Origin of the sequence: Bacillus sp. TH25 (assembly GCF_016650935.1) — a bacterium.
In the GTDB taxonomy this organism is placed as follows: domain Bacteria; phylum Bacillota; class Bacilli; order Bacillales; family Bacillaceae_G; genus Bacillus_A; species Bacillus_A mycoides.
The window spans coordinates 1-18,338 of record NZ_JAEKEU010000012.1 but is presented as its reverse complement, the minus strand read 5'-3'; the positions used below and the strand labels follow the sequence as shown (position 1 = coordinate 18,338).

2 protein-coding genes are annotated in these 18,338 nt (G+C 41.3%); both read right to left on the bottom strand.

Translation table 11 applies throughout. The features are described from left to right. Positions 1 to 167: 167 nt before the first annotated feature. The gene (locus tag JFT89_RS11735) at positions 168 to 15,077 is read right to left on the bottom strand and encodes a non-ribosomal peptide synthase/polyketide synthase (protein WP_201040035.1); all 14,910 of its coding nucleotides are present in this window, start codon (positions 15,075 to 15,077) and stop codon (positions 168 to 170) included. After that, positions 15,074 to 18,338, bottom strand: a 3,265-nt coding sequence (locus JFT89_RS11730; protein ID WP_201040034.1) for a non-ribosomal peptide synthetase, incomplete at its 5' end; no start/stop codon positions are given. The genes JFT89_RS11730 and JFT89_RS11735, both read right to left, overlap by 4 nt.

Sequence of the window (18,338 nt, the reverse complement as noted above, 5' to 3'; positions counted from 1 at the left end):
AAGCAATTTTTCATTAGCCCCTTAAAAAGTAATGCTCTTGATATATACATAATCTCCTACACTTGATGTGCAGTTATTGGACTGCTCTCTTTATTTACACTACTACTCACAAATAACGACTTTAATAATAACAATGTTCGTTTATAAAGTTGCCTATTTTGTGCTCTCTACTTTTCCGTTAGTGAAAGGGATGTCTCTTTTATTCCTTCTAATTCATTTAGTAGATACTTAGCTAACTTTTCAACTGCGGGGGAAGCTACTATTTCTTCGTGTGATCCAGGGACCGAATACATATTCACTCTTCCTTTTAATAAAGGCTTCCAATCCGTAAACAATTCTTTACCTTCCTCAGCACTAAAGTAAATAACTTCCCCAAAATATGGTGTTAAATCATGCTCTGCCATTAAATTCAGACATTTCCTGTGAGCATTGATAATTTGCTTCAAATTCGTAAGATTTGCATCAGGCGGGAGCACTCCTTCCACAATTAATTGCTCAACAAGCATGTCCTGTTGATGAACAAGCTCTTCTTCCTGATCCACTAACTCTATATTGATGAAATGCTCCAATATATAAGATAGCATTTCATCTTCTGTCTTGTAATCCCGTTCTGAAGGCACCTTGGTATCCAATAGTACCAACACCTCAACTTCTTCTCCCTGGTTCCGTAGCATAGTTGCGATTTCATAGGCGATGGCACCGCCCAGAGACCATCCTCCCAGACGATACGGCCCCTCTGGCTGAGCCCGCTTCATTTCCTCGATGTAGAGTTGAACTACTTCCGATAAAATTAACCCGCTCATTCCTTCTTTCTCTACGAGAGGATTCTGTAGACCATAAAATGAGCAGTGATCCTTGAGTAACCTTGCTAGCTGAATGTAACAGAGTACATTACCCATAAACGGGTGAACACAGAAAAAAGGTCTTTTCTCTGATTCTTGTAATGGAACCAGAACTGATAATGATTCTTCCATACGATGATTCTCACGGATGAGACAAGCGATTCCTTCCACTGTCGGATTCTTAATTAGTGCGGGCACCTTAATCTCTTTTCCAAATTTCTCTCTGACCTTTGAAATCAATTTGATTACAAGGAGAGAGTGACCTCCTATATTAAAGAAATCATCGTTTACATGGATATCTTCTAACTGTAGCAAATCCTGCCAGATTGTAATCAGCTGATACTCGATTTCATCCCGTGGGATGATTGGTGTAGAAAAGGTACTTTCTCTTTGAATCGTTAAGCTGTTCAGTGCCTTTCGATCAACCTTCCCATTTGTTGTAAGCGGAATCGCATCCACCTCAATAAAGTGTGCAGGAATCATATAATTCGGTACTTGCCTCTTGAGATGCTCACGCCATTCATGCATACTTCCTTCACCCACCACATAGGCAACCAATCTCTGATCTCCTGGTTGGTCCTCTCTTATCAAGACTACCGCCTCTTTCACCGATGGATGACTTTCTAAATTCGCTTCAATCTCTCCAAGCTCAATCCGGAACCCTCGAATTTTCACTTGATTATCGATTCTTCCCAGATAATCCAAATGGCCATCCGCTAAATAGCGGACTAGATCTCCCGTCCGGTATAACCGTTCCCCTTCATTAAATGGATGAGGAATAAAACGTTCTAACGTTAACTCTGGACGATTCAAGTATCCTCTCGCTAGGCCTGCTCCACCGATATAAAGTTCACCCGTAACACCAACTGGAACAGGTAACAACTTCTCATCCAATACATAGGCTTGAACATTTGGCAACGGACGCCCAATGGTTACTCTCTTACTATCTTTTTTGATACGATAGCATGTCGCATCAACCGTACATTCCGTAGGACCATATACATTATAAAAATGGATATGGTCATTCTCTACTAGTTGTTCCCACAGTGATGGCATAATCGCTTCTCCACCGACCAGTACCTTGCTTGGAACATGAACACTATCGTTTGTTTCTAACAACCCCTCATCTATGAGTAATTGGAGTAGTGAAGGTGTTATATCGAACATTTCCAACTTATTCTCCCGAATATAAGATACAAACTGTTGAGGATCACTGCGAACTTCTGTTGAAATAATATATAAACTAGAACCATACAAAAGCATTTGTAATTGTTTAACGGATGAATCAAAGGCGATTGAGGCATTTAGACCAACGCGCATGTTATCATGTGCCCGATGTGAAAAAACCTCTTTCTGTAAACCATAGGATAGATTTAATACCGAATGATGCTGCACCATAACCCCTTTTGGATTCCCGGTCGAACCTGAAGTGTAGATAACATACGCCAAGTTTTCTCCTGTTACTTTACATATTGGTGAAAGGGTGTTTTCTTTCGAAATCATTGCTTGATCTCGGTCCAAACAAACTGTTTCAACTTCTTCAGGTATCCAACCTTGTGATACTTCGTTCGTAACCAACATTTGGATTCCTGTGTCCTCCAGAATATATCGTAGGTGACTTTCTGGATACGCTGGATCCAGCGGAACATAGGCTGATCCAGCTTTCAAGATTCCCATGAGACCGACAATCATCTCAACTGAACGTTGGAAACAAAGCCCGACCAATGACTCCGTCCCAATCCCACATTTCTGAAGATAATGGGCCAATTGGTTTGCTTTCTCATTCAGCTCTCGATACGTCAACCGCTGATTTTCATCCACCACTGCCACCGCATCAGGTGTACGATCCACTTGATCTTCAAAAAGTTTGTGGATCACACTTTCACGTGGATACGCTGCTGCATTATCATTCCATTCTTCCAGTAGTTGTTTCTGTTCTATTTCCGTAACATACACCAGCTCCGACAGAGTTTGATCAACGTTCTCGATCATTTGCTTTAACACCTGGCTTAAATGACCCAGTATCCGTTCAATGGTGAGGCCATTAAACTTGCTACGATCATACTTCAACTTTAACAACAACTGGCTTTCTGGGACAACTGTCAATCCTAATGGATAATGAGTTTGCTCTACTCCTTCCAACCCACCAATTTCTAGATTTCCTGAGGACTCCTCTTTCACTGGATAGTTTTCAAACACATACAAGCTATGGAACAGCGGGGTTCCTCTAGGAACTTCACTCCATCCTTGAATCTCTGTCAAAGAAGCATATTCATATTGTCTTCTTTCTATCTCTTCCTCTTGTATCTTCTGCAACCAATCCATTATTTTTATATTATCTATCAACTGAATTCGCGTCGGTGATGTGGTAATAAAAGGACCTACAATGTTTTCAACATCAATAATCTCCGTAGGGCGTCCTGAGCTAGTTACACCATAGACAATTTCATCTTCTCCACTATACCGACTCATGAGATACGCCCACGCACCTTGAATTACTGTATTCAAAGTGAGCCTATTGCGCTTCGCCCAGTTTTGTAACGCTTGGGTTTGCTCTTCTGATAAATAAGTTACCTTCTCTGTGTAACCTTTTTCTTGCTCTTTACTTTCTAAGCCCAGCAGGGTTGGAGCTGTAAAACCTTTAAGTTTCTCTCTCCAGAATTGCTCCGCCTGCTCCTGATTCTGTTCTCTTAGCCATTGAATATATTTCTTGTATGGCGATGAATTAGGTAAATGCACGGCTTCTCCATTCATTCTCTTCTGGTACACTGTAAGCAATTCGTTAAAGACCAGTGGTAGGCTCCATCCATCCAACAGAATATGGTGATGTGTCCAAACAATTCGATATTCTTCCTCACCTTCTTGAATGACAGTCACCCGCATCAATGGCGCTTTATCAAAAAGAAAGGCTTGTTTTCGATCCAATGCCAAAAAGGCTTTTCTTTTCTCTTCTTTTTCTTCTGCAGTCAGCGTACGCCAATCTTCTACATTCACCTTAAATGGAACACTCTCATACACCACTTGTAAAGGCTCCTCAACTTCATTCCAAAGAAAAGCTGAGCGGAAAATTTCATGCCGCTGAATTATCGATTTCCACGCCTGTTCGAAAGTAGCAATATCCAATTCTCCTCTAATCATGAAACTTAATTGCACTATATACGGCGCTACATGTTCCTCCCCCTGGTCATGCAATGTATGGAAAATCATTCCTTCTTGCAAAGGCGATAGTGGATATAAATCGGTAATCGGATAATTATTTCCACGATTCATCTTGGTTAATACTTTTGTCAAACTGGCTTGGTCAAGATTAGCCATCACAAAATCTGAAACGGTCAGTGCAGATTCTCCATCCGCAGATTGAATCAATTTACTTAGTTGATGGAGCATATTCTCTGCAATACTTTGAATCGTTGATTTCGCATATTGTCCTACATTGTATACCCAAGTGAACTGAAGTTTCCCATCCGTTACCATTCCAATTACATCAATTAAATGCAATCGCTTGGAACCAGAAGCATGATCTAAGCGCTTAAATCCGTTCTCTGGAATAAGTATTGCATCGTCAGAAAACATTTGGTCAAATTGTCCAAGATAGTTAAAACTAATAGACGGTGTATGTTGAGACCCCCATTGCTCACACATTGTTGTGTTCAGATACCGCAAAATTCCATGGTCAACACCCTTATTAGGAATTTTACGCACTTGTTCTTTAACTGCTTTTAATGCTGCAATTGGCGTGTCGGCACCGGTAATATTTAGGTGAACAGGATAAATACTTGTAAACCACCCCACGGTTCTAGATAGGTCAACGTCTTCGATAATCTCTTCCCGACCATGCCCCTCCAAATCCACGGTCAGCGTCGGATGGCCTGTCCATGCTGCCATAGCCTGTACCAATGCTGTCAATAGTACTTCATTGATTTGGACACGATGAGTGCTTGAAATCTCTTTCAATAACGTACGGGTCTCTTTCTCATCCAGCACCACGGTAATCTCCTCGTTTCCTGTGTTTGCTGGAACTTCGAGGGTGGTATCCACTGGTAGCATAACCACTTCTTGTTCGGATTGCTGCTCCCAGTAATCACGCACTTCTTGCACAATCCCAGCTTCAGCGTAATGATGCAATTTCTCCGACCACGCTTTAAAGGATGTACTCTTTGTAGGTAATTGGATCATCTGATCCTTGCTCGCTTGATTATACGCCGTTTGCAGATCCTCCAGTAAAATCCGCCAAGAAACACCATCCACTGCTAAGTGGTGAATCACCCAGAATAATCGGCCGGCTCTTTTCTCACCTTCATCAAAATACACCATTCTCATTAGCGGTCCTGCGTGTAAGTGCAAGCTTGCTTGTGCAGTGTCAATCTCCGTTTGAATCACTTGATGCCATTCTGCTTGTGGCACTTCGTCTAATGAAATAACGGTCAGCGTCGATTGTTCTTCGATCCCTTCGTTCCGCTGTTTCCAAGCTCCATTCGGTAACCGTTCATATCTTAAACGCAAAGCATCATGATGGATTAGAAGGGTACTCACAGCTTTCTCCAGTAATACTATATCCAGTCGCTCTTTTGTTCTAAAAAACATGGATTGATTCCAATGGTGTGGGTTTGGATGATCTTGTGCAAAAAACCATTGCTGGATTGGTGTAAGGATCAGTTCTCCAGTTACAACTCCCTGCTCTGCTTGTACACCCCGTTCTTCATTGACTACTTGCGCCAACTCGGCAATTGTTTGGTGTTCAAACATTTGCTTTGGCGTCAATTGCAAACCTGCTTGCTTCGCACGAGAGACAATCTGAATGCTGAGAATTGAGTCTCCACCAATTTCAAAGAAGTTATCATGGATTCCCACCTTTTTAATCCCTAATACTTGCTTCCAAATGGTGGCCAGTGTTTCTTCGTTACCATTCCGCGTGGCAACACATTCACTTTCGATTTTCCTCTCCTCTGGTACAGGTAAGGCCTCACGATCAACTTTTCCGTTAGCAGTTAGTGGAATGGCTTCCATCATCACAAATCCTGAAGGAACCATATGGCTTGGTAGTTCCGCCTTGAGATAATCTCTCCACTCACCTACATTCCCGTCACCCACGACATATGCCACCAACCGTTTATCACCCGGCTGATCTTCTCGAACAATTACAACAGCCTCTTTTATGGAGACATGTGCGTTTAAAGCAGATTCAATTTCTCCGAGCTCAATTCGGAAACCACGGATTTTCACCTGTTGATCAATCCGCCCAAGATAATCCAGATTTCCATCAGGTAAGTATCTCGCTAAGTCTCCTGTCCGATATAATCGCGCTCCTGGGTCACTACTGAATGGATGAGGAATGAAACGCTCTGCAGTCAATTCGGGTCTGTTTAAATATCCACGTGCAAGTCCTGCTCCACCAATATATAGTTCGCCAGCTACGCCAATAGGCACAGGTTGTTGACAAGCGTCTAGTACATACACTTCTAAATCTGGAATCTGTTTTCCTATATTACTTCTTGAAGCATGCTGCACATCATCTTGAGTAATTGGATAATACGTAACATGAACGGTAGTTTCTGTAATTCCATACATATTAATTAACTGTGGTTCCTGCTCTCCATACCTTTGAAACCATGGTACCAAGCTGGTAGGATCGAGTGCTTCCCCACCAAATATGACATAGCGCAGATGCAAGTCTTTCTTCTCATCTTCTTGTTCACACACTTGTATCAATTGTCGAAATGCGGATGGTGTCTGATTAAGAACCGTAACCTTTTCCTTTACTAACAGTTGATAGAAATCCTTGGGCGATCGACTAATCCAGTAAGGAACAACAATCAATCTTCCGCCATGGAGTAATGCCCCCCAAATCTCCCATACCGAGAAGTCAAACGCATAAGAATGGAAAAGCGTCCAAGTATCTTTTTCATCAAACTGATACCAACATTCCGTCGATTTAAATAAACGAATCACATTTTGATGCTCTACCATAACTCCCTTCGGATTCCCTGTTGATCCCGAAGTATAGATTACATACGCCAAGTTTTCTCCTGTCACTTCACATATTGGTGAAAGGGTGCTTTCTCGCGAAATCATCGCTTTATCCCGATCCAAACAAACTGTTTTGATTTCTTCAGTTATCCAACCTTCTAATGCTTCGTTCGTGACCAATACTTGAATCCCTGTGTCCTCCAGAATATATCGTAGGCGACTTTCTGGATACGATGGATCCAATGGAACATAGGCTGCCCCAGCTTTCAAGATCCCCATGAGACCGACAATCATCTCAACTGAACGCTGGAAGCAGAGACCAACCAATGACTCGCTCCCAATTCCACATTTCTGGAGATAATGTGCCAATTGGTTTGCTTTTTCATTCAGCTCTCGATAGGTTAACTGCTGTTTTTCATCTACCACTGCCACCGCGTCAGGTGTACGATTTACTTGCTCTTCATACAGCTGATGAATCCCAAATTCCTGTGGATATGCTACAGCATTATTATTCCACTCTTCTAACTGCTTTTGCTGTAATCCTGACAGTATCGGCAACATAGCTAATGATTTATCAGGATGTTCCACGATTAAATTCAACCAGTTTCCAAAATTTTCGGCTATGGATTCAATAGTTAAACTGTCAAATAAATCAGTCCTATAAACAAAAGTAAGCAATAAGCCCTCTTCCACTTCTGCGGCAGTTAAACTTAAATCAAATTTGGCGATTGTAGCGTGGCTGTCCATTACTTCTATACTTCGTCCATGTAGTTGTGATAGCTCTTGTCCCGTATTTTGCAAAGTAAACATGGTTTGGAAAATCGGAGAATAACTTGTACTTCGTTCAGGCTGGATAACCTCCACAATTTTCTCAAACGGAACATCTTGGTACTCATATGCCTTCAATGCTTTTATCCGCACTTGAGACAACAACTCTTGAAATGCCGGTGCGCCACTTAAATCAGCTCGATAAACCAACGTGTTGACAAAGAAACCAATCAACCCTTCAATTTCTCGATAATTTCGATTCGCAATTGGGCTTCCAACAAGAATATCTGATTGTCCTGTATAACGGGCAAGGAAACTTTGATACGATGCCAATAAGGTCATGAAAAGCGTGGCCCCTTCTTGACGACTAAGTTCGTTTAATTTATCCAGTAATGAGCGTGACAACAACACATTATGAGTTAATCCATGGTGGGTTTGCACCGGAGGACGGGGACGATCCATCGGCAACATTAAGACTGGTAACTCACCAGACAGTTCTTCCTTCCAATATGCAAGCTGTTGGTTTAGTACTTCATCTATCAACCATTCTCTTTGCCACTGAGCAAAATCGGCATATTGAACTGGTAGTGGTGCAAGGTCTGCTGGTTTTTCACCAATCGCCTCCTCATAAAATGCCATCCATTCTTGGAGCAAGATTTCCATCGACCATCCATCCGAGATAATATGATGCATATTACACAGAAGAACCCATTCTTCTTCTGAAATTTTCACGATTTGTCCACGGAACAATGGCCCTTGCTCTAAGTCAAATGGGGATTCGACTTCAGTTTGAATCCATTGCTCCACTTCTCTTTCTCTCTCTTCTGGAGAAATCTTAGTTAAGTCAATTTGTGGAAGGGAACGGAAAGTATACGGTTGAATCTTCTGCACAGGATGACCGTCCACTTCATGAAATACTGTCCGCAATGATTCATGACGCTCTATCAACTGATTCCATCCCAACTCCAATGCTTCTAGTAACCAATTTCCTGTAAGACGGCATACCATCGGCATATTATAAAGTGCACTATTAGGTGTAAATTGATCGATAAACCATAAGCGCTGTTGAGCATAAGAAAGTGGAATGGCATTTCCTCGTTCCATCGGCATCAATGGTGGAATTTCTCGTTTTTTGCCTCCCTTACGTAATTGATCTAATCGCTTCGCCAGTGCCTCGACCGTTGAATATTCGAACAGTTCACGTACCGGTAATTTGATTTGAAAGACTTCTTGCAAGCGTGAGACCACTTGTGTAGCAAGTAGAGAATGACCACCAAGTTCAAAGAAAGAATCCTGAACACCTATATTTTCTATTCCTAGCACTTGACTCCACACTGAAGCGATAAGTTCTTCTAGCGGAGTTCGTGCGTGAACGGTATTTTCCGTAGATAATTTGCTAGGTATTGGCAATGCCTTTAAATCAAGTTTTCCATTCGGTGTAAGTGGTAAAAATTCCATCTCAATAAAGTTTGTTGGGACCATATAATTTGGTAAATGTGTTTGTAGATGCTCTCGCCATTCTTGGACACTTCCTTCACCAACTACATAAGCTACTAATCTCTTGTCGCCTGGATCATCCTCTCGTACCAATACAACCGCTTCTTTCACAGAAGAATGTGCCTGCAAGACTGCTTCTATTTCTCCCAATTCAATCCGGAAACCACGAATTTTCACTTGGTCATCTATACGACCATGGAACTGGAGAGCACCATCAGAAAGATAACTTGCTTTGTCTCCGGTGTAATAGAGACGTTCTCCTGACTTGAATGGATGCGAAATAAATTTTTCCTTTGTAAGGTCCGGACGATTAGCATATCCACGAGCAAGACTCTTCCCTCCAATATAGAGATCTCCAATCACACCACTTGGTACTAGCTGAAGATGAGAATCTAACACATAAACTTCTGTATTCGCAATCGGTCGACCAATCGATGGCGTACCTGTTGTCACTCCTACAGGTACATAACAATCCGTGGTAACAACGGTATTTTCCGATGGACCATACTGATTGATTACCGCAAAAGGAATATCGTTAGATGGATACTGCGTTAATTGATCCCCGCCGGTAATGATAAAACGAAGATCCGTTTTACCTGGCCAAGATAATTTCAAGAGTCTTTCCAGAATAGGCGTAGGTGCAAAACTAGCTGTTATTCGCGAATCAATGAGCCAGTCTCTTAGTGCTTCTGGATTAATTCTCAGTTCCTCTGTTGACAAGTAGAGTGCTGCACCAGCAGTTAGATACGGCCAAATCTCCTGAACAGCCGAATCAAAAGCAATCCCTGCAATCTGAGTCGCACGATCCTCTGCTGTAATACGATAAACTTCTTGATGCCAAGAAACCATATTCATTAATGAGCGATATTCAATCATGACACCCTTTGGCTTTCCTGTAGAACCAGAGGTATAGACAATGTAAGCTAAGTTCTCTGGATTTATCTGCCGTGTAGGTGCGATTACGCTTTCCACTGTTAACTCTTCTAACCTCACCATTTCGACCTGTTCGAAAAGGCCTTCTTGTCCTTCCGCCGTCACTACAAATTGAATTCCTGCATCTTCTATCATGTATTCTAACCTTGATTTTGGATACAACGGATCTAAAACGACATAAGCTCCACCAGCTTTTAATATGCCTAGTAAACTTACCATGAGCTCAGCCGACCTCGGAAGATAAACTCCCACGACTGACTCTGGAGCAACTCCTTTTCGCTGTAAAACATTTGCCAACTGATTTGCTTGTGCATCCAGTTCACCGTAAGTCCAATCTTTTGTTTGATCAACTACCGCAATCGCTTCAGGACGCTTTGCTACTTGTTCCTCAAATCTGTCGCAAATAAGACCCTGTGGGGGCATTTCCATTACAGTGTCATTCCATGTTTCTAATAACAAAGTACGCTCAGGTTCCGATAGCATGCTCAGACTATGCAACGGATTTTGCGGGTAATGGGAAACTTCGTGTAGCCATTTCTCAAAGTGCCCTGCCATCCGTTCAATAGTTGTGGCATTGAATAAATCCTTATTGTATTCAAAAGTAAAAAGTAATCCCTCTTCCGTCTCAGCTACCATTACGCTTAAATCAAACTTTGCGATTGGACTATGGCTTTCTAACATTTCAATACTTCTACCAGATAACACCGGGAACTCTTGTTTCATATTTTGCAAGATGAACATAGTCTGGAAGATTGGCGAATGACTTGTACTCCGCTCTGGTTGTACAACTTCCACAATTTTTTCAAAAGGGATATCTTGATACTCATACGCCTTCAATGCTTTTTGACGAACCTGAGACAGAACATCCTGAAATGTCGGTCTACCACTTAGATTAGCCCGATATACCAAGGTGTTGACGAAGAAACCAATAAGTCCTTCAATTTCTCTATAATTTCGATTAGCAATTGGACTTCCGACCAGAATATCTTCTTGTCCCGTATAGCGGGATAGAAAACTTTGATATGCAGCTAACAGGGTCATGAAGAGTGTAGCCCCTTCTTGACGACTAAATTCATTTAATTTGTCATGTAGCGTGCTTGGCAGAACCAGGGTGTATGTCGACCCGTGATGAGTTTGTATTGCGGGACGCGGGCGATCCATAGGAAGTTGGAGTACAGGAAGCTCCCCAGACAATTCTTCCCTCCAATATTGGAGTTGTTGATCAAGCACTTCCGCCTTCAGCCATCCTTTTTGCCACTGAGCGAAGTCGGCATATTGAACCGGTAATGGTTCAAGTTCTGCTATCTTTCCATCCGTAGCTTTCTCATAGAATGCCATCCATTCTTCAAGTAGGACTCCCATTGACCATCCATCTGAAATGATATGATGTAAAGTACAAAGGAGAATCCATTCTTCCTCTCCCACTTGCAAAATACTTGTCCTGATTAGTGGGCCCTCTGTTAAATCAAATGGCACTTCTGTTTCTTGTTGAATCAAACGTTTAACTTCTTCTTCTCGGTCTTCTGGAGAAAGCATAGTTAAATCCGTTTTCGGAATTGATCGAAAAGCATACGGTTCAATTTGCTGCACGGGCTGACCGTTCACTTCATGAAAGACCGTCCGCAATGATTCATGACGCTCTATGAGCTGATTCCATCCCTTTTCCAATGCCTCAGGTAGCCAACTCCCTGTAAGGCGGCATACCATTGGCATATTGTAAAGGGCGCTATTAGGTGTAAATTGATCGATAAACCATAAGCGCTGTTGGGCATAAGAGAGCGGAATAGTTTCCCCTCTTTCCATCGGCATTAGTGGCGGAATCTCTCGTTTTCTATCTCCTTTACGTAACTGATCTAATCGCTTTGCCAGTGACTCCACCGTTGCATACTCAAATAGTTCACGTACCGGTAATTCGATTTGAAAGATTTCTTGTAAGCGTGAAACTACTTGAGTAGCTAGCAGCGAGTGACCACCAATCTCAAAAAAAGAATCCTGAACACTTATATTTTTTATACCTAACACTTGGCCCCATACGGAAACAATGAGCTCCTCTACTGGTGTTCGTGATGAAGTAGTAATATCTTCACTTATGAACTGTGCCTCCAATTCCAATAAAGCTTTCCGATTCACCTTACCATTTGGAGTGAGTGGCATCCCTTCAACTTGGAAGAAGTATGCCGGAACCATATAATGTGGCAATTGCTTCTTAAGATATTCACGCCACTCTCCAGTATCCCCTTCACCCACTACATAAGCTACTAACTGCTTATCTCCTGGTCGATCTTCCTTCACCAACACGACAGCCTCTTTTACAGATGAGTGATCATGTAAAGCTGCTTCGATTTCTCCCAGTTCAATTCGGAATCCTCTGATTTTGACTTGGTTATCTATTCTTCCAATATACTCCAAGTTACGATCATTCATATATCTCACCAGGTCACCCGTTCGATATAATCGTTCCCCTTCCTTAAAGGGATGCGGAATAAAACGCTCAGTAGTTAACTCTGGTCGATTGAAGTAGCCACGTGCCAATCCTACTCCTCCAAGGTAAAGTTCCCCCGCCACACCAATCGGTACCACCTGTTGATGTTGATCTAACACATACAACTCTGTATTATCAATTGGACGACCAATTGGAATAAGCATAGGTTCTTTTTCTAAATCACAATTATAATAAGTCACATCCACAGTCGCTTCGGTAGGACCATACAAGTTAATTAACTTTGTTTGCTGAACATCGTAAAATACCCCCTTAAACCGGCGAGCCTGTTCAGTGTTTAGTGCTTCCCCACTAGTAAAAACCTGACTTAAAGATGAAACATTCCATTTCGAGTTAAATTGTTCCATGTAATCCAAGAAAGTGGATAACATCGACGGAACAAAGTGCATGGTGGTCACACGATATCGTTCGATATACTCCTCAATCATCCCAGGATCTTTCTCACCTCCGGGTGGAAGTAAACAAACTCGTGCTCCTACAAATGACCACCAAAATAATTCCCAGACAGAAACATCAAACGAAAACGGTGTCTTTTGTAGGATTGTATCCTCCTCAGATAAGGGATATTTTTTCTGCATCCACTGTAGGCGGTTGATGACCGAATGATGTTCAATCATTACTCCCTTCGGGTTTCCCGTCGAACCCGAAGTGTATATGATATACGCTAAGTTATTTGCTGTTACTCCACTCACTGGAGTTAAATTACTCTCTTTAGAAATCATTGCTTGATCCCGGTCTAAACAAATTGCTTCAATATCTTTAGGTAACCAGTCCTGTAGTGCCTCTTTTGTTAACAGCACTTGAATTTGTGAATTCTCTAAAATGTATCTCAGACGGTTTTCGGGATAACTTGGGTCCAGTGGGACATAAGCCCCACCTGCTTTCAAAATCCCAAAGAGACCAATAATCATATCAGGAGAACGTTCAACACATATACCGACCAATGATTCAGGTCCTATACCTCGTTTTTGTAGATAATGTGCCAATTGGTTCGATTTTTCATTGATTTCTTGATACGTTAGTTTTCCGCCTTCATAAACTACCGCCACTGCATCAGGTGTACGTGCAACTTGCTGCTCAAATAGCTCATGAATCATACACTCACGACCATAGACCACGTCAGTATCATTCCATTCTTCTAGGAGTTGTTTCTGTTCTGTGTCCGATAACATTGACAGCTTTGTATATGATTCATCTGGATGATACGCGATTTCATTTAACCAGTTCTCAAAATGTCCTGCCATACGTACAACGGTACTACTATGAAATAAATCCGTGTTGTATTCAAAAGAGACAAATAGACCTTCTTCCACTTCGTAGGCAGTTAAACTCAGATCAAATTTTGCAATAGACATATTACTTTCTACCATTTTGATACTTCTACCAGGCAGATCTAGTCGTTCTTGTTTTATATTCTGTAGTGTAAACATGGTCTGAAAGATAGGAGAATGACTCATGCTTCGTTCAGGTTGCACAGCTTCTACCACTTTTTCAAATGGTATATCTTGGTATTCGTAAGCTTTTAACGCCTTTTTCTTTGTTTGATTCAAAATCTCTCGAAAAGTAGGAGTGCCACTCAAATCTGATCGGTAAACCAACGTATTAACAAAGAAACCGATTAATCCTTCTACTCCCTTATGATTCCGATTTGCAATCGGACTTCCGACTAGAATATCTTTTTGCCCCGTATAACGAGCAAGAAAGCTCTGGTATGCAGCTATTAAAGTCATAAATAAGGTAGATCCTTCTTGTCGACTTATATCCTTTAATTGATTGAGTAATCTATTAGGAAAAATCACGTGATGCGTATCCCCAGCGTAAGTTTGCGTAACCGGTCGAGGCCGGTCCACTGGCAGTTGTAATATAGGAAGGTCCCCAGACAATTCTTCCTGCCAATACGTAAGTTGACGATTTAACACATCACCTTGCAACCACTCCTTTTGCCACTTCGCAAAGTCTGCATATTGAATGGATAGTGAACTTAATTTAGCAGGACTCCCGCCCGTTTCTTCTTCATAGAAAGCTAGTAATTCATTCATGAATATACCGATAGACCAAGCATCAGAAATAATATGATGCATCGTACACAGTAATAACCATTCATCCTTTTCTAATTGAACAAGCTGATTACGAATTAAAGGACCATTTATTAAATCAAATGGTTCTTGCGCTTCTCTGGCAATTAAACTATCTACCTCTTTTTCTTTTACTTCTAGAGGAAATTGAGAGTAATCTCTTACAGGTAATGCTCTAGGAAGGAAATCGTCAATTTGTTGTACAGGTTGTTCTCCTACTTCTTTAAAAACAGTCCGTAATGATTCATGACGTTCAATGAGTCGATTGAATCCCTTTTCTAATGCTTCAGGTATCCAATTTCCTTTTAGATTCCATACCGTTGGAATATTATATAAAGAACTGTTTGGGTTAAATCTGTCCATAAACCACAAACGTTGTTGCGCATAAGACAACGGGAGTGCTTCTTTATTCTCCTTTTTTTGCATTTGCTTCTGAAGCCATGCTCTCTTCTCAGGAGAAAGTGAACTCAGCTTTGCAAGTAAATCACTTCTCATTTTTTTACCCCTTCCTCAATCAAATTGCTCTTGAATATCTCTTGTGCTTCTTCCTCTGATAGCTCTTCTAATTGCTTAAGCAGTTCAAGTAATTCTTCATCATTACTCACTTCTGCTTCTTTTTGAATATAGTCTTGAAGACTTATATTATCCTTACTATCATTCTGCATTTCTTGATTTCTGTTATAGAGCAATTGATCAATCTGTTCTGCCAATTGCTGCACCGTATGAAACATAAATAAATCATGCAATGGTATCTCGATTCCAAAAGCCTCTTTAAGATTGGAAACAGCTTGCGTAGCAAGTAATGAATGCCCACCTATTTCAAAAAACGAATCCTGCACTCCAATATTTTCTACACCTAAAACTTGATGCCATATCGAAACGATTGTTTTTTCCGTAGGTGTACGAGGAGCAATATACCCACTCGCTACCTCTTGTCTCTCTGGTGCTGGTAAGGCCTTTCTATCAATTTTTCCATTTGGAGTAAGTGGAAATGCGTCCAAGCTGACAAAATAGGCTGGAATCATGAAATTTGGTAGCTGGGCCAGGAGATAATCACGCCACGTATGAGCATCCCCATCTCCCACAACATAGGCAACCAAACGTGGATCACCAGGATAATCTTCCCGCACCATCACAATGACTTCATTAACTAATGTATGCTTTTGTAATGTCGCTTCAATTTCTCCTAGTTCAATCCGGAACCCACGAATTTTCACCTGATGATCGATTCGGCCAAGATACTCCAAATTTCCATCCGGCAGATACCTTACTAAATCTCCAGTCCGGTATACTCGCTCTCCTTCTTTAAACGGATGCGGTATAAAACGATCTTGCGTTAAGTCAGGGCAGTTTAAGTATCCACGTGCTAATCCTGATCCACCAATGTAAAGCTCACCAACTACACCAATTGGAACCATTTTTTGTTCAGCACTCAGTACATATACTTCTGTATTGAAGACTGGTTTACCAATTGGTGGTACCCTATGCATGACACCCTTTTCTAATTCCATATATGTGGAATACGTAGTATCTTCGGACGGTCCATATAGGTTGTACACCTTCTCAATCGTACTTCTCTCGTATAAATCTTGAACAAGTGAATATGGCAATGGTTCTCCAGCCAAATTCATCACCTTTACCGAAGAAGGGATTGTTTTTGCTCGAACCAGTTCCTTCGCTGCCGATGGCACAGTATTGACCAAAGTCACACCCTTGGTAGACAACTTGTCTAGATGTAAAGCATTTTCAGCGACAATTACCTTACCACCCATCGTTAAGGGAACAAACACTTCAAAAACGGATAGATCAAAGGATAGCGAAGTTGAAGCCAACACTCCCGCTAAATCCCTTCGGGAATATGTCTGATGCGCCCAATGAATCATTGTTACTGTATTCCTGTGCTCAATCATTACTCCCTTTGGATTTCCAGTGGAACCTGAAGTATAGATAATATAGGCTAAGTTATCTCCCGTCGCTTCACTCGTACACACCGTAGTTGCTTCTTGTTCTATTTCTGCTCGATCACGATCAATACAAATCACGTCAACGGATTTAGGTATAACCATTTTTTGTTGTAACTTTTCCTGTGTCACCAGTACCTTTATTTGAGCATCCTCTAAAATGTATTGCAGTCGACTTTCCGGATACGCTGGATCAATTGGGACATATGCCCCTCCTGCCTTCATAATTCCTAAGAGGCCGACAATCATCTCGGATGAACGTGTAACGCAAATCCCAACCAATGATTCGCATACTACACCATTTTTCTGTAAGTAATGTGCCAGCTGATTCGAGCGCTCGTCCAACTCTCGATATGTTAGTTCTTCATCTTCGTACACTACTGCAATTGCTTCTGGTGTTTTTTTCACTTGTTCTTCAAACAATGTATGAATCGTTCTTTCTTGTATATCTACAACACCTGTTTCATTCCATTCCTCTAGTAGTTGCTTATATTCTACTTTCGATAACATATTCATTTCCGATAATAAATCTTTTGGATGAGATACAATTTGATATAACCAATGTTCAAAATGACTTGCCATACGCTCAATGGTGGTATCATTAAACAAATCAGTATTATATTCAAATGTTAGCGATAATCCTTCTTCCGTCTCAGAAGCAAATAAACTCAAATCAAATTTCGCAACAGTAGTATGACTTTCCATGAGTTCCATGTGTCTTTCAGATAGCTGAGGAAACTCTTGTTTCGTATTCTGTAAAGTAAACATAGTTTGAAATATTGGTGAATGACTTGTATTCCGTTCCGGTTTCACGGATTCTACCACTTTCTCAAATGGAATGTCCTGATACTCGTATGCTTTTAGTGCTTTTTTTCGTACCTGCGACAAAAGTTCTTGGAACGTCGGATTTCCACTTAAATCAGCTCGATAAACCAACGTATTTGCAAAGAAACCTATTAATCCTTCAATCTCTTTCACATTTCGATTTGCAATTGGGCTTCCAACCAAGATGTCGTCTTGTCCTGTATAACGAGAAAGGAAGCTTTGATAGGCTGCCATCAAGGTCATAAATAAAGTGCATCCTTCTTGCAGACTTAAATTTTTGAGCTTTTCCTGAAGGGAATCCTCCAACATTTGGGACTGGCTTGCACCACGATGGGTTTGAACCGCAGGTCGAGGACGATCCATCGGTAATTGTAAAACTGGTAGCTCCCCAGACAATTCTTCCTCCCAATATTGAAGATGTTGATTCAAATTCTCTTCTTTTCGCCATTCTTTTTGCCACATTACAAAGTCTGCATATTGAACAGATAACTCCTTCAGTTCCACTGGTTTTCCGCTTAGTACTCCTTCATAAAAAGCCATCCATTCTTCAAGTAAGATTCCCATTGACCATCCATCCGAAATAATATGATGCATCGTACAAAGGAGAACCCATTCTTCCTCGCCCACTTTCAATATTCGCGTTCGAATCAGAGGACCTTGTCCAAAATGAAATGGTTCCTCCGCTTCATTTTGAATGAGCCGTTTCATTTCTCTTTCCCTATCTTCCAAAGAGAGATTTGTTAAATCCGTTTGAAAGATAGGTCTGAAAGTATAAGAATGAACCTGTTGAAAAGGTTCACCCTCTTGTTCTAGAATTATCGTCCGTAATGATTCATGACGTTCCAACAAGTAATTCCATCCGGATTCCAATGCTTCAATTGACCATTTTCCTGTTAAGCGACACGCTGCATGAATATTGTACATCGCACTATTTGGCATTAATTGATTAATAAACCATAGGCGTTTCTGT

Bases quoted from the DNA above. Each gene is read 5' to 3' on its own strand.
- JFT89_RS11735 (WP_201040035.1), bottom strand. From the start codon at position 15,077: ATGAGAAGTGATTTACTTGCAAAGCTGAGTTCACTTTCTCCTGAGAAG.